This window comes from Gordonia sp. (in: high G+C Gram-positive bacteria) (genome assembly GCF_047600565.1).
Lineage (GTDB): Bacteria > Actinomycetota > Actinomycetes > Mycobacteriales > Mycobacteriaceae > Gordonia.
The window spans coordinates 962,505-987,815 of record NZ_JASGKN010000001.1 but is presented as its reverse complement, the minus strand read 5'-3'; the positions used below and the strand labels follow the sequence as shown (position 1 = coordinate 987,815).

The 25,311-nt window shown below is 69.8% G+C and carries 24 protein-coding genes, 1 pseudogene and 1 riboswitch; of the genes and pseudogenes, 22 read left to right on the top strand and 3 right to left on the bottom strand.

Annotation, left to right across the window (positions count from 1 at the left end; translation table 11 throughout):
- Nucleotides 1–14 precede the first annotated feature (14 nt).
- From pyrR to pyrF, 7 genes are read left to right on the top strand one after another with little or no spacing between them, the layout of a single operon-like run.
- Entirely contained in the window at nucleotides 15–623 is a 609-nt protein-coding gene (gene pyrR, locus QM774_RS04790) for a bifunctional pyr operon transcriptional regulator/uracil phosphoribosyltransferase PyrR (RefSeq protein WP_414974792.1), read from the top strand.
- Nucleotides 620–1,612, top strand: coding sequence for an aspartate carbamoyltransferase catalytic subunit (locus tag QM774_RS04785; RefSeq protein WP_414974791.1), 993 nt, complete (start codon nucleotides 620–622; stop codon nucleotides 1,610–1,612). Before pyrR ends, QM774_RS04785 begins: the two co-directional genes overlap by 4 nt.
- Nucleotides 1,612–2,925 (top strand): dihydroorotase, encoded by a 1,314-nt coding sequence (locus QM774_RS04780; RefSeq protein ID WP_414974790.1) that lies wholly within the window; start codon nucleotides 1,612–1,614, stop codon nucleotides 2,923–2,925. Before QM774_RS04785 ends, QM774_RS04780 begins: the two co-directional genes overlap by 1 nt.
- Entirely contained in the window at nucleotides 2,922–3,497 is a 576-nt protein-coding gene (locus tag QM774_RS04775) for a transporter (RefSeq protein WP_414974789.1), read from the top strand. The genes QM774_RS04780 and QM774_RS04775 overlap by 4 nt, the downstream gene beginning before the upstream one ends.
- The gene (carA, locus tag QM774_RS04770; protein WP_414974788.1) at nucleotides 3,494–4,624 is read left to right on the top strand and encodes a glutamine-hydrolyzing carbamoyl-phosphate synthase small subunit; all 1,131 of its coding nucleotides are present in this window, start codon (nucleotides 3,494–3,496) and stop codon (nucleotides 4,622–4,624) included. The genes QM774_RS04775 and carA overlap by 4 nt, the downstream gene beginning before the upstream one ends.
- Nucleotides 4,624–7,974, top strand: a complete 3,351-nt coding sequence (gene carB, locus QM774_RS04765; RefSeq protein WP_414974787.1) for a carbamoyl-phosphate synthase large subunit — start codon at nucleotides 4,624–4,626, stop codon at nucleotides 7,972–7,974. Before carA ends, carB begins: the two co-directional genes overlap by 1 nt.
- Nucleotides 7,971–8,807: an orotidine-5'-phosphate decarboxylase gene (gene pyrF, locus QM774_RS04760; RefSeq protein WP_414974786.1), complete on the top strand. Its 837-nt coding sequence runs from the start codon at nucleotides 7,971–7,973 to the stop codon at nucleotides 8,805–8,807. Before carB ends, pyrF begins: the two co-directional genes overlap by 4 nt.
- Here the strand turns inward: pyrF and QM774_RS04755 are convergent.
- Complete coding sequence (locus QM774_RS04755; protein ID WP_414974785.1) at nucleotides 8,804–9,796, bottom strand: IS481 family transposase; 993 nt, start codon at nucleotides 9,794–9,796, stop codon at nucleotides 8,804–8,806. The genes pyrF and QM774_RS04755 overlap by 4 nt on opposite strands.
- A gap of 106 nt (nucleotides 9,797–9,902) precedes the next feature.
- A complete protein-coding gene (locus QM774_RS04750) occupies nucleotides 9,903–10,997 on the bottom strand; it encodes an alpha/beta hydrolase (protein WP_414974784.1) in 1,095 nt (364 codons plus the stop codon).
- A 210-nt stretch (nucleotides 10,998–11,207) separates the two neighbouring features.
- Between QM774_RS04750 and mihF the strand changes: the two genes are divergently transcribed.
- The 10 genes from mihF to ribD all read left to right on the top strand — a co-directional run bounded on the left by mihF (nucleotide 11,208) and on the right by ribD (nucleotide 21,305).
- Nucleotides 11,208–11,525: an integration host factor, actinobacterial type gene (gene mihF / locus QM774_RS04745; RefSeq protein ID WP_414974783.1), complete on the top strand. Its 318-nt coding sequence runs from the start codon at nucleotides 11,208–11,210 to the stop codon at nucleotides 11,523–11,525.
- Between the two features lie 2 nt (nucleotides 11,526–11,527).
- A complete protein-coding gene (gmk, locus tag QM774_RS04740; RefSeq protein WP_414974782.1) occupies nucleotides 11,528–12,118 on the top strand; it encodes a guanylate kinase in 591 nt (196 codons plus the stop codon).
- Between the two features lie 24 nt (nucleotides 12,119–12,142).
- A complete protein-coding gene (rpoZ, locus tag QM774_RS04735; RefSeq protein WP_414974781.1) occupies nucleotides 12,143–12,439 on the top strand; it encodes a DNA-directed RNA polymerase subunit omega in 297 nt (98 codons plus the stop codon).
- A gap of 9 nt (nucleotides 12,440–12,448) precedes the next feature.
- On the top strand, nucleotides 12,449–13,723 hold the full coding sequence (gene coaBC / locus QM774_RS04730) for a bifunctional phosphopantothenoylcysteine decarboxylase/phosphopantothenate--cysteine ligase CoaBC (RefSeq protein WP_414974780.1): 1,275 nt from the start codon (nucleotides 12,449–12,451) through the stop codon (nucleotides 13,721–13,723).
- A gap of 56 nt (nucleotides 13,724–13,779) precedes the next feature.
- Complete coding sequence (gene metK / locus QM774_RS04725; RefSeq protein ID WP_414974779.1) at nucleotides 13,780–14,994, top strand: methionine adenosyltransferase; 1,215 nt, start codon at nucleotides 13,780–13,782, stop codon at nucleotides 14,992–14,994.
- A gap of 226 nt (nucleotides 14,995–15,220) precedes the next feature.
- Nucleotides 15,221–17,161, top strand: a complete 1,941-nt coding sequence (locus QM774_RS04720) for a primosomal protein N' (protein ID WP_414976594.1) — start codon at nucleotides 15,221–15,223, stop codon at nucleotides 17,159–17,161.
- A 1-nt stretch (nucleotide 17,162) separates the two neighbouring features.
- Nucleotides 17,163–18,104, top strand: coding sequence for a methionyl-tRNA formyltransferase (gene fmt / locus QM774_RS04715; RefSeq protein WP_414974778.1), 942 nt, complete (start codon nucleotides 17,163–17,165; stop codon nucleotides 18,102–18,104).
- Entirely contained in the window at nucleotides 18,101–19,525 is a 1,425-nt protein-coding gene (locus QM774_RS04710) for an RsmB/NOP family class I SAM-dependent RNA methyltransferase (protein ID WP_414974777.1), read from the top strand. The genes fmt and QM774_RS04710 overlap by 4 nt, the downstream gene beginning before the upstream one ends.
- A 23-nt stretch (nucleotides 19,526–19,548) precedes the next feature.
- Entirely contained in the window at nucleotides 19,549–20,271 is a 723-nt protein-coding gene (rpe, locus tag QM774_RS04705; protein WP_414974776.1) for a ribulose-phosphate 3-epimerase, read from the top strand.
- Nucleotides 20,272–20,282: 11 nt separating this feature from the next.
- Nucleotides 20,283–21,305, top strand: a complete 1,023-nt coding sequence (gene ribD / locus QM774_RS04700) for a bifunctional diaminohydroxyphosphoribosylaminopyrimidine deaminase/5-amino-6-(5-phosphoribosylamino)uracil reductase RibD (RefSeq protein WP_414974775.1) — start codon at nucleotides 20,283–20,285, stop codon at nucleotides 21,303–21,305.
- 19 nt (nucleotides 21,306–21,324) lie between these two features.
- On the opposite strand, the gene QM774_RS04695 is transcribed toward ribD, so the two are convergent.
- Entirely contained in the window at nucleotides 21,325–21,561 is a 237-nt protein-coding gene (locus tag QM774_RS04695; protein WP_414974774.1) for a lipopolysaccharide assembly protein LapA domain-containing protein, read from the bottom strand.
- Nucleotides 21,562–21,693: 132 nt separating this feature from the next.
- A riboswitch (FMN riboswitch) is annotated at nucleotides 21,694–21,859 on the top strand.
- Nucleotides 21,860–21,932: 73 nt separating this feature from the next.
- On the opposite strand from QM774_RS04695, the gene QM774_RS04690 reads away from it, so the two are divergent.
- The 5 genes and pseudogenes from QM774_RS04690 to QM774_RS04670 all read left to right on the top strand — a co-directional run bounded on the left by QM774_RS04690 (nucleotide 21,933) and on the right by QM774_RS04670 (nucleotide 25,292).
- Complete coding sequence (locus QM774_RS04690; RefSeq protein ID WP_414974773.1) at nucleotides 21,933–22,541, top strand: riboflavin synthase; 609 nt, start codon at nucleotides 21,933–21,935, stop codon at nucleotides 22,539–22,541.
- Nucleotides 22,538–23,816: pseudogene (locus QM774_RS04685) on the top strand (bifunctional 3,4-dihydroxy-2-butanone-4-phosphate synthase/GTP cyclohydrolase II). Before QM774_RS04690 ends, QM774_RS04685 begins: the two are co-directional and overlap by 4 nt.
- Nucleotides 23,813–24,295, top strand: coding sequence for a 6,7-dimethyl-8-ribityllumazine synthase (gene ribH, locus QM774_RS04680; RefSeq protein ID WP_414974772.1), 483 nt, complete (start codon nucleotides 23,813–23,815; stop codon nucleotides 24,293–24,295). Before QM774_RS04685 ends, ribH begins: the two are co-directional and overlap by 4 nt.
- On the top strand, nucleotides 24,292–24,789 hold the full coding sequence (locus QM774_RS04675) for a PH domain-containing protein (RefSeq protein ID WP_414974771.1): 498 nt from the start codon (nucleotides 24,292–24,294) through the stop codon (nucleotides 24,787–24,789). The genes ribH and QM774_RS04675 overlap by 4 nt, the downstream gene beginning before the upstream one ends.
- A 32-nt stretch (nucleotides 24,790–24,821) precedes the next feature.
- On the top strand, nucleotides 24,822–25,292 hold the full coding sequence (locus QM774_RS04670; protein ID WP_414974770.1) for an SRPBCC family protein: 471 nt from the start codon (nucleotides 24,822–24,824) through the stop codon (nucleotides 25,290–25,292).
- Nucleotides 25,293–25,311 lie beyond the last annotated feature (19 nt).

The window sequence follows — 25,311 nt, the reverse complement described above, 5'->3', positions numbered from 1 at the left end:
GAAGGAGGTCGGCTTTGGCCCGCGAAGATTCGTCGCCGTCGCGCGACGCAGCGGACGAGGCGCCCTTGCGCACCCGCACCCTCCTCGATGCCGCCGACGTCGGCCGCACGGTCGCGCGCATGGCGCACCAGGTGATCGAGAAGACGGCCCTGGACTCGACGGACGCCACCCCGGTCGTCCTCATCGGAATCCCCACCCGCGGCACCTCACTGGCGCAACGGCTCGCCGCGAAGATCGCCGAGTTCAGCGGTGTGGACGTGCCGACCGGCTACCTCGACATCACCCTCTACCGCGACGACCTGCGCGACAAACCGCACCGGCCGCTGGAACGCACCATGGTGCCGTCCGGCGGAGTGGACGGTGCGCTGGTGATCCTGGTCGACGACGTGCTGTTCTCCGGCCGCACGGTGCGGGCGGCACTGGACGCACTGCGCGACCTCGGCCGGCCCGCCGCCGTCCAGCTGGCCGTCCTCGTCGACCGCGGTCATCGGGAACTCCCGTTGCGCGCCGACTACGTGGGCAAGAACATCCCGACCGCCCGCGACGAAGAGGTGGACGTCCACCTCGCCGAGGACGACGGCGTCGACGAGGTCGTCGTCCGCTCGCCGGAGGTGCCGCGATGAAACATCTGCTGTCGACCGCCGACCTGGGCCGCGACGAGGCGGTGGAGATCCTCGACGAGGCCGCCCGCTTCGAACAGGCGCTGGCCGGCCGCGAGGTGCGCAAGCTGCCGACCCTGCGCGGCCGCACGGTGATGACCGTGTTCTACGAGAACTCCACCCGGACCCGGGTGTCGTTCGAGGTGGCCGGCAAGTGGATGAGCGCCGACGTGATCAACGTGAGCGCCTCCAGCTCGTCGGTCAACAAGGGAGAGTCGCTGCGCGACACCGCGAAGACGCTGCGGGCCCTGGGCGCGGACGCACTCATCGTGCGGCACCCGGCGTCGGGTGCGGCGGCGCAGATCGCCCGCTGGACCAACGACGGCACCGACGTGCTGGGCCTGCCCACCACCGGCCCCTCGGTGATCAACGCCGGCGACGGCACGCACGAACATCCCACCCAGGCACTGCTCGACGCGTACACGCTCCGCTCGAAGTTCGGTGACCTCGACGGCCGCCGGATCGCGATCGTCGGCGACATCCTGCACTCCCGGGTCGCCCGCTCGAACGCCCACCTGCTGTCCACGCTCGGTGCCGACGTCGTGCTCGTCTCCCCGCCGACCCTCCTGCCGACCGGCATCGAGACCTGGCCGGTGCGGGTGGCCACCGAGCTCGACGCCGAACTGCCCGCCTGTGACGCCGTCATGATGCTGCGGGTGCAGGCCGAACGGATGAACGGCGGCTTCTTCCCGAGCACCCGCGAATACTCGGTGCGGTACGGACTGAACGACGCGCGCCTGGCGCTCCTGCCGGACCACGCCGCGGTGCTGCACCCCGGACCCATGCTGCGCGGCATGGAGATCGGCTTCGGCGTCGCCGACGCCCCGCAGACCGTGGTCCTCGATCAGGTGCGCGCCGGAGTGCACGTCCGGATGGCGGTCCTGTTCCGCCTGCTGGCATCGGATTCGGCCGACGCACCCGCACATCATCAGCACTCTGGAGAGGGGCAGTAGTGGCCGTCACCGGTTCGGTCCTCATCACCGACGTCCGTCCGTACGGGGAAGGCGATCGGGTCGACGTGCTCGTCACCGACGGCGAGATCACCGCGATCGGCCCGGGCCTCACCGCACCGAAGGGCGTCGCGACGCTCGACGGCGGCGGCGGGATCCTGCTGCCGGGACTCGTCGACATGCATGTGCACCTGCGCGAACCCGGCCGCGAGGACACCGAGACGATCGCCACCGGGTCACAGGCCGCGGCACGGGGCGGCTTCACTGCCGTGTTCACGATGGCCAACACCGAACCGGTCGCCGACAACGCCTCGGTGACCGACCTGGTCTGGCGGATCGGCCAGGAGGTCGGACTGTGCGACGTCCACCCGGTCGGCGCGGTCACGGTCGGTCTGGAAGGCGAGCAGCTCGCCGAGATGGGCATGATGAACGCCGGCGCCGCCAAGGTCCGGCTGTTCAGCGACGACGGCAAGTGCGTCCACGACCCGGTCGTGATGAAGCGCGCCCTCGAATACGCCAAGGGTCTGGGTGTTCTGATCTCCCAGCATTCCGAAGATCCCCGGCTGACCGTCGGGGCGGTCGCTCACGACGGACCCACCGCGGCGCGCCTCGGCCTCACCGGCTGGCCGCGGGCCGCCGAAGAATCCATCGTCGCCCGCGACGCACTGCTCGCCCGCGACGCCGGGGCCCGGATCCACGTCGCCCATGCCTCCTGCGCCGGCACCGTCGAACTCATCCGGTTCGCCCGCGAGCAGGGGATCGACATCACCGCAGAAGTGACCCCGCACCACCTGCTGCTCGACGATTCACGGCTCGAGACCTACGACGGCGTCAACCGCGTCAATCCGCCGCTGCGCGAGGCCAGCGACAACCTGGCCCTGCGTGCCGCCCTGGCCGAAGGCCTCATCGACTGCGTCGCCACCGACCATGCGCCGCACGCCAGCCAGGAGAAGTGCTGCGAGTTCTCCCAGGCGCGCCCCGGCATGCTCGGCCTGGAGACGTCGCTGTCGGTGATCGTGCAGACCATGGTGCAGACCGGCCTCCTCGACTGGCGGGGCGTGGCCCGGGTCATGAGCGAACGGCCCGCGCAGATCGTCGGACTCGACGACCACGGACGCCCGATCGAGGTCGGGGAACCGGGCAACCTGACGATCGTCGACCCCGACACCGAATGGGTCGTGAAGGCCGACGACCTGGCCAGCAAATCGACGAACACCCCGTACGCCGAGATGACGCTGCCCGCGAAGGTCACCGCGACCGTGCTGCGCGGCACCGTCACCCACGGCTCGGCCGCCGCCGGCGGTGAGAACCGATGAGCAACTGGGTCTACTACCTGATCGTCGCCGCCGTCGTCATCGGCCTGTGGCTCACGTTCATCACGCTCGTGCTGCGCGGCTGGCGCAATCGCGGCCTCCGCCAGACCGACCTCGTCGGCGACCCGCCGCCGGCGCCCGCCGACCTCGGCGAACCGATCCTGGGACCGGACACCGGCATGTACGTCGGCAGCACCATCGCCCCCAGCTGGCAGGACCGGGTCGCGGTCGGCGACTTCGGCGACCGCGCCGTGGTCACCTACAGCCGCTACCCGAACGGAATCCTGCTCGACCGCCGCGGCGCCTCGGACATCTGGATTCCGGAGGAGTCCATCGACGCCGTCCGCACCGAGAACGGTCTGGCCGGCAAGGTGATGTCGCGCGACGGCGTGCTCGTCATCCGATGGACGCTCCCGTCGGGCACCCAGATCGACTCGGGAATCCGCGGCGACGACAGGTCGGTGTACCCGGCCTGGACGGAACCCTACGAGGCGATCACCCAGGCCACCCACGACGCCCTCGCCGCGAACGATCGCGCGCAGCCGGCGAAGAAGACGAAGAGGAAGAAGAAATGAGCAAGGCGGTACTGGTACTGGAGAACGGCCAGGTCTTCACCGGCCGCAGCTTCGGCGCCGAAGGCGAGACCCTGGGCGAGGCGGTGTTCTGCACCGCGATGACCGGCTACCAGGAGACGCTCACCGACCCGAGCTACCACCGGCAGATCGTCGTCGCCACGGCACCGCAGATCGGCAACACCGGCTGGAACACCGAGGACGACGAGAGCGCCAAGATCTGGGTGGCCGGCTACGCCGTGCGCAACCCGACCCGGCGCGTCTCCAACTGGCGGGCCTCGACGAGCCTGCAGGACGAACTCGAGAAGCAGGACGTGGTCGGGATCGCCGGGATCGACACCCGTGCCGTCGTGCGCGTCCTGCGCGAAGCCGGATCCATGCGGGCCGGCATCTTCTCCGGACCGGCGCTCACCACCACCGACGACATGCTGGCGGCGGTCAAGAACCAGCAGGGCATGGCCGGCTCGAACCTCGCCGACGAGGTCAGCACGTCAGAACCGTACGTGGTGAAGGCTGACGGCGACGCGAAGTATCGGGTCGCCGCCATCGACCTGGGCATCAAGTCGAACACCCCGCGGATGCTCGCCGCCCGCGGCGTCGAGGTGCACGTCCTGCCCGCCACCGCCACGTTCGACGACGTGCAGGCGATCGGACCGGACGGCTTCTTCCTGTCCAACGGCCCCGGCGATCCGGCCACCGCCGACCGCGCCGTCGACCTCACCAAGAAGGTGCTGGCCGCAGGCCTGCCCATGTTCGGGATCTGCTTCGGCAACCAGATCCTCGGGCGCGCCCTCGGCCGCAAGACCTACAAGCTCAAGTTCGGCCACCGCGGAATCAACATCCCGGTCAAGGACGTCGCCACCGGCGAGATCGCGATCACCTCGCAGAACCACGGGTTCGCCCTCGAAGGCGCCGAAGGCGACGAGTTCGAGACCGACTTCGGCCCCGGCCGCGTCAGCCACGTCTGCGCCAACGACGGTGTCGTCGAAGGCGTCGAGCTGGTCAACGGCAAGGCCTTCTCCGTCCAGTACCACCCCGAAGCCGCCGCCGGGCCGCACGACGCCGCGAATCTGTTCGACAAGTTCGTCGCCGCCATGCAAGCGCATGCAACCGAAGGGAAGCGTTCCTGATGCCCCGCCGTTCCGATCTGAAGCACGTCCTGGTGATCGGCTCGGGCCCGATCGTCATCGGTCAGGCCTGCGAGTTCGACTACTCCGGCACCCAGGCGTGCCGCGTGCTCAAGGCCGAAGGCCTGCGGGTGTCGCTGATCAACTCCAACCCGGCGACGATCATGACCGACCCGGAGTTCGCCGACGCCACCTACATCGAACCGATCACCCCCGAGTTCGTCGAGAAGGTCATTCTCACCGAACGCGAGAACGGTCATCCGATCGACGCGGTGCTGGCCACCCTCGGCGGTCAGACTGCACTGAACACCGCGGTCGGCCTGCACGAGCAGGGAATCCTCGAGAAGTACGGCATCGAGCTGATCGGCGCCGACATCGACGCCATCCAGCGCGGCGAGGACCGGCAGATGTTCAAGGACATCGTCGCGAAGATCGGCGGCGAGAGCGCCCGCTCGCGGGTCTGCCACACGATGGACGAGGTCTACGCGACCGTCGAGGAACTCGGCTACCCGGTGGTGGTGCGCCCGTCGTTCACGATGGGCGGCCTCGGTTCGGGCATGGCCTACGACGAGGACGATCTGAAGCGGATCGCCGGCGGCGGGCTGGCCGCGTCGCCGACCGCCAACGTGCTCATCGAGGAGTCCATCCTCGGCTGGAAGGAGTACGAGCTGGAGCTCATGCGTGACAACCGCGACAACGTGGTCGTCATCTGCTCCATCGAGAACGTCGACCCGGTGGGTGTGCACACCGGCGACTCGGTGACCGTCGCCCCCGCGCTGACCCTCACCGACCGCGAGTACCAGATCATGCGCGACCAGTCGATCGCCATCATCCGCGAGGTCGGCGTCGACACCGGCGGCTGCAACATCCAGTTCGCGCAGAACCCGAAGGACGGCCGCCTGGTCGTCATCGAGATGAATCCGCGCGTGTCCCGCTCGTCGGCACTGGCCTCCAAGGCGACCGGATACCCGATCGCCAAGATGGCCGCGAAACTGGCGATCGGCTACTCGCTCGACGAGATCACCAACGACATCACCAAGGCCACCCCGGCCTGCTTCGAGCCGTCCATCGACTACGTCGTGGTCAAGGCGCCGCGGTTCGCGTTCGAGAAGTTCCCGGGCGCCGACGACACCCTCACCACGACCATGAAGTCGGTGGGTGAGGCGATGAGCCTGGGACGCAGCTTCGCCGAGGCCCTCGGCAAGGTCATGCGGTCGCTGGAGACCAAGGCCGCCGGATTCTGGACCGAGCCCGACCGTCCGGATCCGTCGACGATCGACGTGCCCGCCCTGCTCGATCAGATCGAACTGGGCCGCGACGGCCGGCTGTACAAGGTCATGCAGGCCCTCGAAGCCGGCGCCACCATCGAGCAGCTGTACGACGCCACCGGCATCGACCCGTGGTTCCTCGCCGAGATCGACGGCATCCGGCTCATGGGTGAGGCGGTCCGCGATGCGGACACCGTGGACGAGGACCTGCTTCGTGAGGCGAAGTCGACGGGACTGTCGGACAAGCAGATCGCCGCCCTGCGGGCCGCCGCCGGCGACCACGCTCTCGGGACCGAGGACGCGGTGCGCGCCCGCCGCCACGCGCTCGGTGTGCGGCCGGTCTACAAGACCGTCGACACCTGTGCCGCCGAGTTCGAGGCCAAGACGCCGTACCACTACTCGTCGTACGAACTGGACGCCGGTGCGACCACCGAGGTGGCGCCCCAGACCGAGCGGCCGAAGGTGATCATCCTCGGTTCCGGTCCCAACCGGATCGGCCAGGGCATCGAGTTCGACTACTCGTGCGTCCACGCCGCGCTCACCCTGAGCCAGGCCGGCTACGAGACCGTGATGGTCAACTGCAACCCGGAGACCGTCTCCACCGACTACGACACCGCCGACCGCCTGTACTTCGAGCCGCTGACCTTCGAGGACGTCCTCGAAGTGGTGAACGCGGAGTCGGAGTCGGGTACGGTCGCCGGCGTGATCGTCCAGCTGGGCGGTCAGACCCCGCTGGGGCTGGCGGCACGTCTGGAGGAGGCCGGGGTCCCGATCGTGGGCACCGGTCCGTCGGCCATCGACCTCGCGGAGGATCGCGGCGAGTTCGGCAAGGTGCTCACCGACGCCGGTCTGCCGGCACCCAAGTTCGGCACCGCCACCACCTTCGAGCAGGCCCGCGACATCGCCTCCGACATCGGCTACCCGGTGCTGGTGCGCCCGTCCTATGTGCTCGGCGGCCGCGGCATGGAGATCGTCTACGACGAGGCGGCCCTGGCCGACTACATCGCCCGCGCCACCGAGATCTCCGACGACCGCCCGGTGCTCGTCGACCGCTTCCTGGAGGCGGCCGTCGAGATCGACGTCGACGCCCTCTACGACGGCACCGACCTGTACATCGGCGGCGTCATGGAGCACATCGAAGAGGCCGGTATCCACTCCGGCGACTCGGCGTGCGCACTGCCGCCGATCACGCTGGGCGCCGAGGAGATCGAGGCGGTGCGCCGCTCGACCGAGGCCCTCGCCAAGGGGATCGGGGTCCGCGGTCTGCTGAACGTCCAGTACGCGCTCAAGGACGGTGTCCTGTACGTCCTGGAAGCCAACCCGCGCGCCAGCCGCACCGTTCCCTTCGTGTCGAAGGCGACCGCCGTGCCGATGGCGAAGGCGTGCGCCCGCGTGATGATGGGGATGTCGATCGCCGAGCTGCGCAACCAGGAGGTGCTTCCCGCCGAAGGCGACGGCACCGTGGTGCCGGTCGACTCGCCGGTCGCCGTGAAGGAGGCCGTCCTGCCGTTCAACCGTTTCCGCACCCCGGACGGCGACTCGGTGGACACGCTCCTCAGCCCGGAGATGAAGTCGACCGGCGAGGTGATGGGCCTGGACGACGATTTCGGCCGCGCCTTCGCCAAGTCGCAGATCGCGGCGTTCGGGCCGCTGCCCACGTCCGGAGCGGTGTTCGTATCGGTCGCCAACCGCGACAAGGCGTCGATCATCTTCCCGGCCAAGCGTCTGGCCGACCTCGGCTTCGAGATCCTCGCCACCGGCGGCACCGCCGACGTGCTGCGCCGCAACGGAATCGAGGTCTCCGAGGTGCGCAAGCACTACGAGGCCGCCGACGGCGAGAAGTCGATCGTGGACATGATCCGCGCCGGCGACGTCGCCATGATCATCAACACCCCGTCGGGTGCGGCCGGGCCGCGTGCCGACGGCTACGAGATCCGGGCCGCCGCGATCGCCGCCTCCATCCCGTGCATCACCACCGTGCCGGGTGCCGGCGCCGCGGTGCAGGGAATCGAAGCCGTCCTCGGCTCGCAGATGGGCGTCGAATCGCTGCAGCGCCGCCACGCGGCGATGGTGGCCGGCAAGTGACCACCGGGCCGGTCGGATTCGCCGCCGCCTACCTGCCGGCCGTCGCCGGCCGCGGACGGCTGTGCGCCGGCATCGACCCGCACCCCGGGTTGCTGACCCGGTGGGGCCTGCCGGTCTCGGTGGACGGGCTCGCAGCGTTCGGCGACGCCTGCGTCGCCGGGCTCGGCCCCGCCGCCGCGGTCATCAAACCGCAGGTGGCGCTGTTCGAGGCGTTCGGGTCGGCCGGGATGGCGGTCCTGGAGACGGTGATCGCCGGGTGCCGCGACGCCGGCGCCCTGGTGATCGCCGACGCCAAACGCGGCGACATCGGCTCCACCATGGAGGCGTACACCCGGGCATGGCTCGACGAGGCGTCCCCGCTGTGCTCGGACGCCGTTACGCTGTCGCCGTACCTGGGATTCGGATCGCTGGCGCCGGCGGTGCGGCAGGCCCACGACACCGGGCGCGGCGTGTTCGTCCTGGCCCGCACCTCCAATCCTGACGGCGCCGCGCTGCAGACGGCGCGGGCGGGGGAGACCAGCGTCGCCCAGGCCATCGTCGACGACGCGGGCGCGGTCAACGCGGACGGTTCGGGAACGGTCGGCGTCGTGGTCGGTGCGACCGGAGAACACGGCTTGGACCTGACCCGTCTGGCCGGCCCGATCCTGTCGCCGGGACTGGGAGCACAGGGCGCGACACCCGCCGACCTGGCCGCGATCTTCGCCGGAGACACCGTACTGCCGTGGCTGCTGCCCGCCGCGTCCCGCAGCGTGCTCGCCGCCGGACCCGACCCGGCGGCCCTGCGCGCCGCGGTCGAGCAGACCCGCGACGAGATCGAGTCCGCGCTCAGCTAGTTGTAGTGCTCAGGCAGGTTGTTTGAGAGGCGGCTGATCGGAGGGCGCTTCTCGGTGGCGGTGTGGGGCCTGTGGTGATTGTAGAAGTGCAGCCAGGCTGGCAGGGCGGCTCGGCGTGCTGACTCTGAGTTGTAGTGCCGCGAGTAGGCCCAACCGTCGGCCAGGGTGCGGTGGAATCGTTCGATTTTGCCGTTCGTCTGTGGACGGTATGGGCGGGTGCGTTGGGGTCTTATACCAAGCTGGTTGCAGGCCCGTTGCCAGTCCTTGGATCGGTATGCCGAGCCATTGTCGGAGAGGACTCGCTGCACGCGAACCCCTCGATCGGCAAACCAGGACACGGCCCGCTGCAGCACACCGATCGCGGTGACCGCCTTCTCGTCGTCGTGGATCTCGGCGTAGGCCACGCGGGAGTGGTCATCGATGACGGTGTGCACGTAGGCGTGCCGCATTAACGGCTGACGGCGCTTGTTGCGTTCAGTGGCTGTGACTGCTCGGTTGCGGCCGCCTTGGCTGCGGCCGACAGAGCGCCACCCGCCGCCATCTGGGATGTTGCCGAGTTTTTTGACGTCGACGTGGATCAACGAGCCGGGTGTGTCGTGTTCGTAGCGTCGGATCGGTTCACCGGTCTTCACCTCGACATGAGAGAGCCGGTTGAGGCGGCACCGCACCAGCACCGCGTGCACCGTGGAGGCCGGCAGGTTCAACCGGCCGGCGATCTGGACTGGACCCCAGCGTTTACGGATCCGTAGGTGCACGATCTTCTTCACCACCGGCAGCGGCGTCCGGTTCGGATGAGAGTGCGGCCGCGAGGACCGATCGGCCATGCCTTCGGGTCCGAGCTCGAGGTACCGGCGGGCCCATTTCTGCGCCGTCGGCCAGGACACTCGGAAGTAGTCGGCAGCTGCACCAACTGACCATCCGTCATCGATGACCTTGCGCGCGAGCTTCAGCCGTTGTCGTGGCGTCAGTGCCGCATTAGCGTGGGACACGAGAACCTCCTGTTTTGCAGAGCGAGTGGTAAGCAAGCTCCACTCTGCCGGGAGGTTCTCTTCAGATCAGGGCAGCCAGATCAAACAATGTCCCTGAGCACTACAGCTAGTTGTAGTTCTCGCCACGGTCGTGTTCGGCACGGTCGAGTTCGGCACGGAAGCCGGCGATCGCCGGCCAGGTGACCGACTCCGCGTCCGGGCCGGTCAGTGCCCCCAGATGGCTGCTCTCGACCGTGTGGAACTCCACGTGCGGAGACCCGGTGAACAGGTCCACCCCGTGCCGGGCTCCCTCGAAGCTGCAGATCGCGTCCCAATGCGATCCGAACAGTGCGATCGGCACCGCGATCGAATGCAGGTCCACCACCAGGCCGTCGAAGTCCAGGACGCCGCCGGCGATCTCGTCACGCAGGATCAGATTCGTGAGCATCTGCTGCGACACCCGGCCCGGGTAGCCGGGCATCGAACGCTGGAACCGGTCGATCACCTGCATGCGCGCCAACGCATCCTCGTCGTGCAGGTTCTCCACGATGTACTTCGGCTTCTTGAGCTCCCGCTGCCAGGCACTGGCCCGGTATGCCGCACGGACCAGCGGCGCCGGGATACCGCCGAGCGCGGCCATCGCGCAGGTCGCCGGACGGCCGCCCGTCGGACCCAGCAGTTTCCTGACCAGCGGATACGGCGGAATCGCCTGGTAGTTCAGGGGAGTCGTCACGGCGATCACCGACCGGATCGGCAGCGAGGGATCGTTGCCGGCGGTGAGGAACGACAGCGTGCCGCCGAGACTCCAGCCCATCAGATCGAGCGTCGCCGCGGCGTCGTAGTCGCTCACCACGTCCGCGATCGCGCGCGGGATGAACGAACCGAAGTAGTCCTCGAACCCGAGACCACGCTCGGCCCGTCCCACCGGGCCGAAGTCGACCACATACGGCACGGTGCCGGTGGACAGCAGGAACTCGACCACCGAATTGGCCGGCGACACGCCCGGCGCCAGGTCGTAACAGCGGGCGTCGACGGCCAGGGGAGGAACCAGCAGAACCGGAACCGCGCCGGCCTCGCGGGCCGCCGCCAGCTGCTCCGGAGTGCCGTAGCGCCGCAGGGACGCGTGCGGACGCTCCACCACCATCGTCGACTGGGTCGCGCTGTGCGGAGCGATGTCGTCACGCAGCACTCGGGCCAGCGTTCGCAGATCCGTCGGAATCATGGTCGAGCAGGCTACCGGGCGCGGAAACCTCCGGCGCGCCCGGGGGCGGTGTTCGCCCGCCGACGACACGCGGGGTACCGTCTGTCCTGGTCATGACGAGAATGGATAGGATCGTCATAGAGCTCCGAGGGCTGGTCCCGAGGCGCACGACCATCCGTCGCCGGACGGCGGCGGTGGAACAACCGAACCGAAACGAAAGACGGAGGAACCGTGGCTCTTCCCCAGTTGACAGATGAGCAGCGCGCCGCAGCGCTGGCGAAGGCGGCCGAGGCCCGTAAGGCCCGCGCTGAGCTGAAGGAGCGCCTGAAGAAGGGCGACACGAACCTCGCTCAGGTTCTGGCCGACGCCGAGAACAACGAGATCCTCGGCAAGATGAAGGTTTCGGCTCTGCTCGAGTCGCTGCCGAAGGTCGGCAAGGTCAAGGCCCAGGAGACCATGGCCGAGCTGGAGATCGCTCCGACCCGTCGCGTCCGCGGCCTGGGTGACCGGCAGCGCAAGGCACTGCTCGAGAAGTTCGCTTCCGCCTGAGCGTGACCGCACAGAGCACACCGCCGAGGGGCCGACTGGTTGTACTGGTCGGCCCCTCGGCTGTCGGCAAGTCGACCGTTGTGCAGCGCCTGCGCGAACTGCTGCCGTCGCTGCGGTTCTCGGTGTCGGCGACGACCCGCGCCCCGCGGCCCGGCGAGGTCGACGGACGCGACTACTACTTCGTGACCCCCGAACAGTTCGACGGGATGATCGAGCGCGGCGAACTCCTCGAATGGGCGGAGATCCACGGCGGCCTGCAGCGTTCCGGCACGCCGGAGGCGCCGGTCCTCGAGGCTCTCGACGCCGGTGACCCGATCCTGGTGGAGGTCGACCTGGAGGGCGCACGCAACGTCCAGGCCCGTCTGCCGGAGGCGATCACCGTCTTCCTGGCCCCACCGAGCTGGGACGATCTGGTCGCCCGGCTCACCGGCCGCGGCACCGAATCGCCGGAGGTCATCGAGCGCCGGCTGGAGACCGCACGCACCGAGATGGCCACCGTCGACCAGTGGCAACACGTCCTGGTGAACGACGATGTCGACTCAGTGGCCGCAGAGTTGGTAAACTTGCTGATCGGCCCCCAGAAGGCCCCCTAAATCTTCCACTGTTCAGGAGAACGCGTGAGCACCCAGACCGAGATCGACACCGACCTCGCGACCGAGCCCGTCTACGACACCCCGCTGGGTATCACCGACCCGCCTATCGACGAGCTCCTCGAGCGCGCGTCGTCGAAGTACGCGCTCGTCATCTACGCGGCCAAGCGCGCGCGTCAGATCAACGACTACTACAACCAGCTCGCCGAGGGCATCCTCGAGTACGTCGGCCCCCTGGTGGAGCCGGGCGTCCACGAGAAGCCGCTCTCGATCGCGCTGCGTGAGATCCACGCCGACCTGCTCGAGCACACCGAAGGCGAATAGGCCCCGACCGTGGCAGGCACGGACGACAACCGTCGTCACATCCTGATCGGGGTGGGTGGCGGAATCGCCGCCTACAAGGTCTGTTCGGTCATCCGGCACTTCACCGAGGCCGGCCACGACGTCCGCGTCGTACCGACCCGGTCGGCCCTCAACTTCGTCGGTAAGGCGACCTTCGAGGCGCTGTCCGGCAATCCCGTCACCACCGACGTCTTCGACGACGTCGACGAGGTGGCGCATGTCGCTCTCGGCCGTCAGGCCGATCTGGTGATCGTGGCGCCGGCCACCGCCGACCTCATGTCGAGGGCCGCGGCCGGCCGCGCCGACGACCTGCTCACCGCGTCACTGCTGACCGCTCGCTGCCCGGTGCTGTACGTGCCGGCCATGCACACCGAGATGTGGGAGCACCCGGCGACCGTCGCCAACGTCGTAACGCTGCGCGAGCACGGTGCCACCGTCATGACGCCCGCCTCGGGCCGTCTCACCGGCGCGGACACCGGTGCCGGCCGGCTGCCGGAACCCGACGAGATCGGTCTGATCGGCGATCTGCTGCTCGATCGGCCCGACGCCCTCCCGTACGACTTGAGCGGTGTGCGCATGGTGATCAGCGCCGGCGGCACCCGCGAGGCACTCGATCCGGTCCGTTACCTCGGCAATCACAGCTCCGGAAAGCAGGGCTACGCCCTCGCCCGCGCGGCGGCGCAGCGCGGCGCCCAGGTCACTCTCGTGTCCGGTGCCGTCAGCGAACCCGGTGATCCGGCCGCCGTCGACGTCGTTCACGTCGATTCGGCGGTGCAGCTGGGTCAGCAGATGCAGACCTTCGCCAAGGACGCGGACGTGGTCATCATGGCCGCGGCGGTCGCCGACTTCCGGCCGGTGAACGTGTCCGGCAGCAAGATCAAGAAGGGCGCCGACGGTCCGTCGCCGATCCAGCTGAGCACCAACCCCGACATTCTGGCGCGGCTCGTCGCGGCCCGGACCGACGGCGAGATCGCCGCGGAGACGGTGATCGTCGGCTTCGCCGCCGAGACCGGCGACGAGAACGGCGGAGTCCTCGATCACGGCCGGACGAAACTCGCGCGGAAGGGCTGCGACCTGCTGGTCGTGAACGCGGTGGGCGACGGCCGGGCGTTCGGCACCGACGACAACACCGGCTGGATCCTGGCCGCCGACGGCAGCGAAACGAGCCTGCCGTACGGTTCGAAGACATTGATGGCGAGCAGAATCCTTGACGAAGTCGCCACGCTCGTGCCTCATGGTGAGGGCGCCCCGGACGCTTCCGGGTAGCCCGCGCCACCGATGAGCACGTCCCCCGATATGCAATGCCGATCCGAGAGGAACCGATGACCGCGTCAGCGTCCCGCCTGTTCACCAGTGAGTCCGTCACCGAGGGCCATCCGGACAAGATCTGCGACGCGATCAGCGACTCGATCCTGGACGCCCTCCTGGCGAATGATCCGAAGGCGAAGGTGGCGGTGGAGACGCTGGTCACCACCGGTCAGGTGCATGTCGCGGGTGAGGTCAACACCACCGCCTACGCCGACATCCCGACCATCGTGCGCGAGAAGATCCTGGAGATCGGCTACGACTCGTCCACCAAGGGGTTCGACGGCGCCTCGTGTGGCGTCAACGTCGCGATCGGTGCCCAGTCGCCGGAGATCGCGCAGGGTCTCACCGAATCGCATGAGAAGCAGACCGGCACGCATGCCGACGATCTGGATCTTCAGGGCGCCGGCGACCAGGGCCTGATGTTCGGTTACGCCACCGACGAGACCCCGGAGCTGATGCCGCTGCCGATCGCGCTGGCGCATCGCCTGTCGCGTCGTCTCACCGAGGTCCGCAAGACCGGTGTGCTGCCGTACCTGCGTCCGGACGGCAAGACCCAGGTCACCATCGAGTACGCCGATGATCTGCCGGTCCGGCTGGACACGGTGGTCGTCTCCACCCAGCACGCCGCCGACATCGACCTGCAGGGCATGCTGACCCCGGACATCGAGAAGCACGTCCTGCAGCCGGTGTTCGACGCCCTCGAACTCCCGCATCCGCTCGACACTTCCAAGCATCGTCTGCTGGTCAATCCGACCGGCAGCTTCGTGCTCGGTGGCCCGATGGGTGACGCCGGCCTGACCGGACGCAAGATCATCGTAGACACCTACGGCGGCATGGCCCGTCACGGCGGCGGCGCGTTCTCGGGTAAGGATCCGTCGAAGGTCGACCGCAGCGCCGCCTACGCCATGCGCTGGGTCGCGAAGAACGCGGTCGCCGCCGGCCTCGCGAAGCGCCTCGAGGTGCAGGTCGCCTACGCCATCGGCAAGGCGGCTCCGGTCGGTCTGTTCGTGGAGGCGTTCGGCACCGAGCAGGTGGATCTCGGCACCATCCAGAAGGTCATCTCCGAGGTCTTCGATCTGCGTCCGGGCGCCATCATCCGCGACCTGGATCTGCTGCGCCCGATCTACGCGCCGACCGCCGCCTACGGCCACTTCGGCCGCACCGACATCGACCTCCCGTGGGAGCAGACGAACCGCGTCGCAGAGCTCAAGGCCGCCGCCGGCCTCTGACCCCGCGGTCTGCCGGGCCGTCACCTGTGCACAGCCCGGCGCGCGTCCCGGCGCCCCGGATAGGCTTCTTCCCGTGACCGGATCGCAGGAGAGCACCCAGGAAGCCCTGGTGCCTGCCCCCGAGCCGGTGCCTAAGAAGACCACCCGGAAGAACGCCTCCGGCACGAAGGCCGACAAGAATCGGCGGCTGCCGGTGGGGGAGAAGCCGGTGGCGCGGGTTCTGCCGATGCTCGGACTGGCACATCTGGACCGGCCGTTCGACTATCTGGTGGACGAGGCGATGGACGCCGACGCCCAGCCGGGTGTGCGGGTGCGTGTGCGGTTCTCCGGGCGGCTCGTGGACGCCTACCTGCTCGAGCGGCGGGACAAGAGTGAACACGGCGGCCGGCTGGCCTGGCTGGAACGGGTGGTGTCGCCCGAGCAGGTGCTGACGCCGGAACTCGCGACGCTGGCCCGGGCGGTCGCCGACCGGTACGCCGGCACCATGCCCGACGTCCTGCGGCTGGCGATCCCGCCACGCCATGCGCGGGTGGAGAAGGCCGACCAGGCGGCTGAGCCGGCCACCTCGATCACCGCCCCCGAGACGACGTCGTGGCGGCGATACGACGGAGCCGAACAGTTCCTGCACACGGTTCGCGAGGGCGGACGGGCACGCGTCTGCTGGCAGGCGCTGCCCGGCGAGGACGTCGCCCAGCGGCTCGCGGAGCTCGCCGCCGCGGTCGCGGCCCTGGGGCGCGGGGTGATCGTGGTCGTTCCCGACCAGCGGGACCTGGACCGGCTCGCCGCCGCCAGCGAACCGCTGCTGGGCGACTGGTGCGTCACGCTGGCCGCCGGACTGGGACCGACCGCCCGGTACCGCCGTTGGCTGACGGTCCTGCGCGGTCAGGCCCGCGTGGTGATCGGGACACGCAGCGCCGTCTTCGCGCCGGTCCGGGACCTGGCGCTGACGATCGTGTTCGACGACGGCGACCCCAGCCTCGACGAACCGCGCTCGCCGTACCCGCATCCCCGCGAGATCGGGGTGCTGCGCGCACACCAGACCTCGTCGGCGCTGCTGGTCGGCGGATTCGCCCGGACCGCGGAGGCTCAGGCACTGGTGGAATCCGGCTGGGCCCACGACCTGGTGGCCCCCCGGCCCGCGGTGCGGGATGCGATGGCGCGGATCGTCGGCATCTCCGAAGAGGACCGCCGCGTCGCAGGGGACCCCCTCGCACGATCGGCACGCATCCCGGGCATCGCGTTCGACGCCGCGCGCCGCGCGCTGGCCGCCGGCGCACCGGTGCTGTTCAGTGTGCCGCGGCGCGGATACATCAACTCGATCGCCTGCGAACGGTGCCGCGAGCACGCCCGCTGCCGCGCCTGCCACGGCCCGTTGCAGATGAGTGAACGGGGAGAGCTGTCGTGCCGCTGGTGCGGGCGCCCGGAGAACCGGTTCGTCTGCCCGAACTGCGGGGGCACCGCGGTCCGTGCACTGATGGTCGGCGACCGGCGCACCGCCGAGGAGTTGGGCCGTGCGTTCAGCGGGGTGCCGGTCGTCACGTCCGGCGGCAAGAAGATCGTCGACCAGATCGACGACGGGCCCCGGGTGGTCGTGGCCACGCCCGGCGCGGCCCCGCGTGCGACCGGCGGCTACGGCGCCGCGGTCCTGCTGGACACCTGGGCCCAGCTCGATCGGGAGGATCTGCGGGCCGCCGAGGAGGCCGTCCGCAACTGGATGGCCGTCGCGACCCTCGTCCGTCCGCACAGCGACGGGGGACAGGTCGTCGTGGTTGCCGATGCGGCGATCGACGCCGTCCAGGCGTTGATCCGCTGGGATCCGGTCGGCTTCGCCGTCCGGGAACTCGGGCACCGGCGCGACCTGGGCCTTCCGCCCGCCGTCACCATGGCGTCCGTCGACGGGCCGTCATCGGCGGTCGGCGCGTTCCTGGACATGGTGGACCTCCCGGCGGGAGCGGAGAAACTCGGCCCGGTGCCGTTGCCGCCGGGAGTCCGGCGCCCCGCCGGCATGGACGAGGTCGCCGGGCTGGAACGGGTGCTGCTGCGGACCGATCGCGCACACGGGCGGCAGCTCGCGATGTCGCTGCGCGCCGCGCAGGTGTTGCGTCACGCCCGCCACGAGGACACCGCGGGTATTCGGGTCCAGATCGACCCGCCTACGATCGGTTGACATGAGAGTCGTCTTCGCGGGAACACCGCAGGTCGCCGTACCGGTGCTGCAGGAACTCCTCGACAGCGACGACCATCGCGTCGTCGGCGTGATCACCCGGCCCGACACCACCGCCGGACGTGGCCGCAAGACGGTCCGCTCGCCGATCGGCACCCTCGCCGACGAGCACGCGCTCGACGTGATCAGTCCCGCCCGGATGACCGATCCCGAGGTCGCCGAGGCGCTGAGTCGCTGGCGACCCGATCTGGGCGTGGTGGTCGCCTACGGCGGCCTGATCCCCGCCGAGGTCCTCGAAGCCGTGCCACACGGCTGGATCAACCTGCATTTCTCGTTGCTGCCCGCCTGGCGCGGTGCCGCACCCGTGCAGGCGGCCATCGCGGCCGGCGACGAGTTCACGGGCGCTTCGGTGTTCCAGCTGGAGCCGTCCCTGGACACGGGGCCGGTGTACGGATCGCTCACCGAACGCATACGGCCCGCCGACACCGCGGGCGATCTTCTGCAGCGTCTGTCCGAGGCCGGCGCCGTGCTGGTCCGGGACGTCGTCGACGGTATCGCCGCCGATTCGCTCGCCCCCGTGGCGCAGGACGCCGACGGCGTGTCGTACGCGCCGAAGATCGAGGTCGACGACGCCCGCGTGCGATGGAGTCTGCCCTCGCACATCGTGGACCGCACCATTCGTGCCCACACGCCGGCACCCGGGGCCTGGACGTCGCTCGGCGACACCCGGATCAAACTCGGCCCGGTGACCGTCGCCGACGCCGACCCGGACGCTCCGCAAGGATTGCCACCGGGTGCGTTGGTCGCCGGGAAGAGGACCGTCCACGTCGGCACCGCATCCGGCGCGGTCCTGCTGGGCACCGTGCAGCCGCCGGGCAAGAAGCCGCTTCCGGCCGCCGACTGGGCGCGGGGCGCCCGGCTGGACGGAACGGAGCGATTCGCGTGAGCGGGCCGCAGCGCGGCTCGCGCCGGCCGCAGGACCGGAAGCCGCAGGACAAGAAGCTGCGCGACAAGGACGCCGATCCGGCGCGCACCGTCGCCCGCGACGTTCTGCGCGCGGTACGCGAACGGGACGCCTACGCCAACCTCCTGCTGCCGCAGCTGCTGCGCGAACGCCGGATCACCGGACGGGACGCCGCCCTGGCCACCGAACTGACCTACGGCACGGCCCGCAGCGCAGGCATGCTCGACCAGGTGATCGCGGCGGCCGCCGGACGGCCCGCCACCGAGATCGACGGCACGCTGCTCGACGTGCTGCGGCTGGGCGCCTACCAACTCCTGCGCACCCGGATCGGGGCGCACGCCGCCGTGTCCACCTCCGTCGACCTCGTCCGCAGCGAGAACGGCATGGGCCCGGCCGGGTTCGTCAACGCGGTGCTGCGGAAGGTCTCGCAGAAGTCCGAGCAACTGTGGATCGACCAACTGGCGCCACCGATCACCGACGACCTCATCGGCCACCTGGCCTTCGCCTATGCGCATCCGCGCTGGATCGCCGAGGTGTTCTCGGACGCTCTCGGCGGCAGAGCCGGCGAACTCCAGGCCGCGCTGGCCGCCGACGACGAGCGCCCGATCGTCCATCTGGTCGCCCGCCCCGGTCAGATCACCGCGGAGGAACTCGCGCTGATCAGCGGCGGCGACATGGGACGCTGGTCGCCGTACTGCGTGTACCTGCCCGAAGGCGACCCCGGAAAACTCGACGCGGTCCGCGAAGGCTTCGCCGGCGTCCAGGACGAGGGCAGCCAGCTCGTCGCCCTGACGGTCGAGCGGGCCGCGCTCGACGGCGACGACACCGGTCGGTGGCTGGATCTCTGCGCCGGCCCCGGCGGCAAGGCGGCGCTCCTCGGGTCGCTGGCCGACCTGGCCGGCGCCACCCTCGACGCCGTGGAGATCTCCGAGCACCGCGCCGAGCTCATCTCGAAGGTCGTCGACGGTCTTCCGGTGACCGTGCACGTCGCGGACGGTCGCGACAGCGGGCTGGAACCCGGCTACGACCGGATCCTCGTCGACGCACCCTGCTCCGGGCTCGGCTCGTTGCGCCGCCGCCCGGAAGCGCGCTGGCGCCGGAGTCCGGGTGACGTGCCGGAGCTGGTCGAACTGCAGAAGCAGCTGCTCTCCGAGGCACTCCGGCTGGTCCGCCCCGGCGGCGTGGTGGTCTACTCCACCTGTTCGCCGCACCCCGCCGAGACCACCGAGGTGATCGAGTCGGTGCTCGCCGAGCATCCGGAGGTCACTCAGGTCGATGCACGTCCGTTCGCGGCAGGCGACCTGATCGACCCGGAGACGCTCGGTACCGGCCCGCACGTGCAGCTGTGGCCGCATCGGCAGGACACCGACGCGATGTTCCTCGCGGTGCTGCGGCGAAGCTAGTGGCCGTACGTACACTCTGACGCATGTGTAATCGCCCTGACGCTCCTCGGCCCGCCGCCGGCCCGATGATCGCGCCCTCGATCCTGTCCGCCGACTTCGCGAACCTGCAGTCGGAGATCGCCGCCGTCGGCCCGTCGGACATCGATCCGGGCGTCGACTGGGTGCACGTCGACGTGATGGACAACCATTTCGTACCGAATCTGACCCTCGGCCTGCCGGTCGTGGAGTCACTGCTCAAGGCGACCGACATCCCGCTCGACTGCCATCTGATGATCGACGATCCGGGCCGCTGGGCGCCCCCGTACGCCGAGGCCGGCGCCTACAACGTGAGCTTCCACGCCGAGGCCACCGACGATCCGGTCGGCGTCGCGCGCGATATCCGCGCGGCCGGCGGCAAGGCGGGACTCGGCATCAAGCCGGGCACCGCTCTGGCCCCGTACCTGGACATCCTCACCGAATTCGACACCCTGCTGATCATGAGCGTCGAGCCGGGCTTCGGCGGACAGAAGTTCATGCCGGAGGTGCTCGGGAAGGTCCGGGAACTGCGCGCGAAGATCGACGCCGAACAGCTGAAACTGGTCATCGAGATCGACGGCGGCATCGGTGCATCGACCATCGAACAGGCCGCGGAAGCCGGCGTGGACTGCTTCGTGGCCGGCTCGGCCGTGTACGGCGGCGACGACCCCGCCGCACGGGTCGCCGAACTGCGCCGCCTGGCCGCCGAATCGTCGAGCGCCACGGCCTGAGGACCACACCGGTGACCGTCGCCCTCGGGGACCACGCGACCGACGAGCAGGCCCTGCAGCTCGCTGTGGAGGCGTCGTGGTCGGCGATGGGCGTGAGCACGCCCAATCCGCCGGTCGGCGCGGTCGTCCTCGACCGGGACGGCGTGGTGGCCGGAGTGGGCGCCACCCAGCCGGTCGGCGGACCGCACGCCGAAGTCATGGCGCTGCGGCAGGCGGGGGAGGCCGCCCGGGGCGGCACGGCCGTCGTGACTCTCGAACCGTGCGACCACACGGGCCGGACCGGCCCCTGCTCGCAGGCGCTGCTGGCGGCCGGCATCGCGGCCGTCCGCTACGCGGTGACCGACCCCCACCCGCAGGCCGCCGGCGGAGCGCAGACCTTGCGGGAGGCCGGCGTCGACGTCACCGGCGGCTTCGGCGACGAACTCGTCCGGAACGGTCCGCTCAAGCCGTGGCTGTTCCGGCAGGCGCACGGGCGGCCACTGGTGACCGCCAAGATCGCCTCGACCCTGGACGGCCGGATCGCCGCACCGGACGGCACCAGCCGATGGATCACCGGCCCGGCGGCACGCGCTCACGCCCACGACCAGCGGGCACGACTCGACGCGGTCGTCGTCGGCACCGGTACGGCGCTGGCCGACGATCCGTCGCTGACCGCGCGGCGGCCGGACGGGACACTGCGCTCGCATCAGCCGGCGCGGGTGGTGATGGGATTACGCGACCTGCCGCAGGATGCGCGGCTGCGCGACGGGACGGCTCCGCTGATCCAGGTGCCGTCACGGGACCCGGCCGACGTGCTGTCGGCGCTGCCGGAGGCTCTCTGGGTGCTGGTGGAAGGCGGGCCGGCGATCATCGGGGCGTTCCTGTCGGCCGGCCTGGTCGACGAGGTGCAGATCTATCTGGCGCCGTCACTCATGGGCGGCGGGACGCCGTCCGTGCTCGATCCGACGGTCACGACCCTGCAGGGTGTGCACCGGTTCCGGCGCACCGGGGTCGACGAGCTGGGCGACGATCTTCTCGTCACACTCGCCCGCTGACCCCGGGCGCCGCGGGGATTCAGTCCTTGCGGCGGTGACCGGCGAACCAGCCGATCACCCAGCCGGCCGCGAGAGTGGCCAGCAGCGCCAGCCACAGCGGGGTGCTCCAGGTCCATGCCAGGAAGCTGACGTTGGCGCTCTCGCCGTTGCTGAAGATGAAGATCGCGAAGACCACCAGCAGGACGATCGGGAACCAGTACTTCCCGATCAGATGTCCCAGACCGTGCTTGTGCTTGCGTTCGGTGTCGTCGGCCATGAAGTGCTCCTTGCTCGGTGGGCGTCCGCCCTGTCTGCTCCGGCGGTTTCGCCCGGGTTGAGTTCATCTAACACCACTGCGTGCGGTGGGCGCGGGCGATCACCGCGTCGCGTCGCGTGCTAGCGTCGACAGCAGAGTTCTCGGGGCGGGGTGCGAGTCCCCACCGGCGGTGATGAGGACGCGGTGACGCAGGTCACGGCGTTGTCGAGCCCGCGAGCGCCCGCGTCTGAAGCGGGGTCAGCAGATTCCGGTGCGATTCCGGAGCCGACGGTCATAGTCCGGATACGAGAGAACGACGAGCGCGGCGTGCGCCGCTCCCTGTCGTCCACTTTCTCCCAATGCTCACAATGCTGTGGAGATAGAGGAGACAGGTGTTTACCGGAATCGTCGAGGAGCGGGGCGAGATCGTCGCCCGCGATGACCTGGAAGCCGCGGCACGCTTCTCCATCCGAGGCCCGCTCGTCACCAGCGACGCCCGCTACGGCGACTCGATCGCCGTCAACGGTGTGTGTCTGACGGTGACCGCACTCGACGGTGACGTGTTCACCGTCGACGTGATGGAGGAATCACTGCGACGGAGTTCACTCGACGGCCTCGCACCCGGCGCCCCGGTGAACCTGGAACGGGCCATGGCGGCCGGCGGCCGGTTCGGCGGACACGTCGTGCAGGGCCATGTGGACGGCACCGGCACGATTCTCGCGATCTCACCGTCGGACAACTGGACCGTCGTGCGGATCGCGCTGCCCGACGACCTCGCCCGATACGTGGTCGAGAAGGGGTCGATCACCGTCGACGGCGTCTCGCTCACGGTGTCGGCGCTGGGCGACGCCGACCCGTCGTGGTTCGAGGTGTCTCTGATCCCCACCACGCTGTCCGAGACCGTTCTGGGTCGAGCCCGGGTCGGCGACATCGTGAACCTGGAGGTCGACGTGATCGCGAAATACGTCGAACGGCTGACCGCGAAGGGCGGACGAGCATGAGTGAGAAGACGTTGCGACTGGACGGCATCGAGCGGGCGGTCGACGACATCGCCACCGGCAAGGCCGTCGTGGTGATCGACGACGAGGACCGGGAGAACGAAGGCGACCTGATCTTCGCCGCGGAGAAGGCGACACCCGAACTGGTGGCGTTCATGGTCCGCTACACCTCCGGCTACGTCTGCGTGCCGCTGGAGAGCGACGACTGCGATCGGCTCGGCCTGCCGCCGATGTACTCGGTGAACCAGGACAAGCACGAGACCGCGTACACGGTGACCGTCGACGCCCGCGAGGGTGTGACCACCGGCATCAGTGCCGCCGACCGCGCGACCACCATCCGCAAACTCGCCGCCCCGGACACCGCCGCACACGACTTCACCCGCCCCGGCCACGTGGTGCCGCTGCGCGCGAAGGACGGCGGTGTCCTGCGCCGCCCCGGCCACACCGAGGCCGCGGTCGACCTGGCGAAACTCGCCGGACTCCGCCCGGCGGGTGCCATCTGCGAGATCGTCAGTCAGAAGGACGAGGGCGAGATGGCCCGCGCCGACGAACTGCGTGTCTTCGCCGACGAACACGATCTGGCCCTCGTCTCGATCGCCGACCTCATCGCCTGGCGCCGCAAGCACGAGAAGCACGTCGTCCGGGTCGCCGAAGCGCGACTGCCCACCGAGTACGGCGACTTCGTCGCGGTCGGCTACTCCAGCCCCTACGACGACATCGAGCACGTCGCCCTCGTCATGGGCGACATCCCGGGACCGGACGGCAAGGGCGAGGACGTGCTCGTCCGCGTTCACTCGGAGTGCCTCACCGGTGACGTCTTCGGCTCGCTGCGCTGTGACTGCGGACCGCAGCTGCATGCGGCGATGGAAGCCGTCGCCCAGGAGGGCCGCGGCGTGATCCTGTACATGCGGGGACACGAAGGGCGCGGGATCGGGCTGCTGCACAAACTGCAGGCCTACCAGCTGCAGGACGCCGGCTCGGACACCGTCGACGCGAACCTTCAGCTCGGACTACCCGCCGATGCCCGCGATTACGGTACCGGCGCGCAGATCCTGGTCGATCTGGGTGTCCGCTCGAATGCGGCTCCTCACCAACAACCCGGCCAAGCGCGTCGGTCTGGACGGCTACGGACTGCACATCTCCGAGCGGGTGCCGATGCCGGTGCGCGCCAACAAGGAGAACTTGAAGTACCTGCGGACCAAACGGGACCGCATGGGACACGACCTCGTCGGGCTGGACGACTTCCCGGACGACGACACGAAGGGAGAGGGCGCATGAGCGGCCACGGGGAGCCGACGCTCGAGCTCGGCGACGCCAAGGATCTGAAGGTCGCGATCGTGGCCTCGCAATGGCACGAGACCATCTGCACGGCCCTCCTCGACGGAGCCGAACGCGCCGCCCGGTCGGCCGGTGTCACCGATCCGACCGTCATCCGGGTGGCCGGCGCGATCGAACTCCCGGTGATCGTGCAGGCGCTGGCCCGCACCCATGACGCGGTGGTCGCCCTCGGCGTGGTGATCAAGGGGGAGACCCCGCACTTCGACTACGTGTGCGATGCGGTCACCGCCGGACTGACCCGAGTCTCGCTCGACGAGTCGACGCCGGTCGGCAACGGCGTGCTCACCACCCTGGACGAGGCGCAGGCACTGAACCGCGCCGGACTGCCGGACTCCTCGGAGGACAAGGGCGCCCAGGCCATGTCGGCGGCGCTCGCCTCGGCGCTGGTGCTCCGGGATCTCGATCTCGCACAGGCATGACCGGCGATCTGAGCGGTCACCCCGCCGAACTCGAGCAGACCCCGCCGGAGTGGGTCTACACCTACCGGCCGGAGGCGATCCGCACCATCGCCTCCGTGGTCGCGGCGGTGGTCGTCGCCATCCACCTCGTCTTCGGGCTGCTACTCGGGATCTCCTACACCGGCGTCAACGTCGGATGGCTCGACAAGAGCGCCCTCATCGTGCAGGGCCTGATCATCGCCGCCGCCGTGCTGCTCTTCACCCGTTCGCGGTTGCGGGTCGGTCCCCAGGGCGTCGGCGTCCTCAACCTCGTCTCCGAGCGGATCTACGGCTGGGACGTCGTCCAGGGCCTGTCCTATCCGGACAAGGCGCAGTGGGCGCGACTGCTGTTCCCCCAGGACGAGCACATTCCGGTGATGGCGGTCCAGGCCCGCGACGGTGATCGCGCCGTCGAGGCCATGCGCGAATTCCGCGAGCTGCAGGAGCGGTACTCGGGGCGCTCCACGGATTCCTGACCGGTCCCGGACCCACCCGATACGATCGGCGAATGACCGATCCGACGACCGACTCCGTCAGCGACTCCGTCACCGTCGCCGCCGATCCGGCGACCGTGTACGCGCTCATCACCGACCTGCCGACCCTCGCCTCGCTGGCCGAAGAGACGCAGCAGATGCGCTGGAAGAAGGGCACCGAGGCGGTGCCGGGCGCCGTGTTCACCGGCAGTAACCGCAACGGCGTTCGTCGATGGTCCACCACCTGCACGGTCACCGATGCGGACCCGGGCAAATGCTTCGGTTTCGAGGTGAAATCGGCCGGACTCGTCCCCATCGCGCGATGGCAGTACGAGATCGCGCCGGCCGCCGGCGGCTGCACCGTCACCGAGACCACCTGGGACCACCGACCCGCCTGGTTCCATCCCGTCGCACGCCTCGCCACCGGCGTCACCGACCGTCCCGCGACGAACGCCGAGCACATCCGCCTGACGCTGCAGCGACTCAAGGAGCTCGCCGAGGCGTGAGCCCCGCTCCACGACGGCC

What these genes read in the sequence shown, in the direction of transcription:
- QM774_RS04675 (WP_414974771.1), top strand. Translation starts at nt 24,292, where the DNA reads ATGACCGGCGATCTGAGCGGTCACCCCGCCGAACTCGAGCAGACCCCG.
- QM774_RS04775 (WP_414974789.1), top strand. Translation starts at nt 2,922, where the DNA reads ATGAGCAACTGGGTCTACTACCTGATCGTCGCCGCCGTCGTCATCGGC.
- QM774_RS04670 (WP_414974770.1), top strand. Translation starts at nt 24,822, where the DNA reads ATGACCGATCCGACGACCGACTCCGTCAGCGACTCCGTCACCGTCGCC.
- QM774_RS04750 (WP_414974784.1), bottom strand. Translation starts at nt 10,997, where the DNA reads ATGATTCCGACGGATCTGCGAACGCTGGCCCGAGTGCTGCGTGACGAC.
- QM774_RS04695 (WP_414974774.1), bottom strand. Translation starts at nt 21,561, where the DNA reads ATGGCCGACGACACCGAACGCAAGCACAAGCACGGTCTGGGACATCTG.
- QM774_RS04785 (WP_414974791.1), top strand. Translation starts at nt 620, where the DNA reads ATGAAACATCTGCTGTCGACCGCCGACCTGGGCCGCGACGAGGCGGTG.
- metK (WP_414974779.1), top strand. Translation starts at nt 13,780, where the DNA reads ATGACCGCGTCAGCGTCCCGCCTGTTCACCAGTGAGTCCGTCACCGAG.
- carA (WP_414974788.1), top strand. Translation starts at nt 3,494, where the DNA reads ATGAGCAAGGCGGTACTGGTACTGGAGAACGGCCAGGTCTTCACCGGC.
- QM774_RS04720 (WP_414976594.1), top strand. Translation starts at nt 15,221, where the DNA reads ATGCTCGGACTGGCACATCTGGACCGGCCGTTCGACTATCTGGTGGAC.
- rpe (WP_414974776.1), top strand. Translation starts at nt 19,549, where the DNA reads ATGTGTAATCGCCCTGACGCTCCTCGGCCCGCCGCCGGCCCGATGATC.
- carB (WP_414974787.1), top strand. Translation starts at nt 4,624, where the DNA reads ATGCCCCGCCGTTCCGATCTGAAGCACGTCCTGGTGATCGGCTCGGGC.
- fmt (WP_414974778.1), top strand. Translation starts at nt 17,163, where the DNA reads ATGAGAGTCGTCTTCGCGGGAACACCGCAGGTCGCCGTACCGGTGCTG.
- ribH (WP_414974772.1), top strand. Translation starts at nt 23,813, where the DNA reads ATGAGCGGCCACGGGGAGCCGACGCTCGAGCTCGGCGACGCCAAGGAT.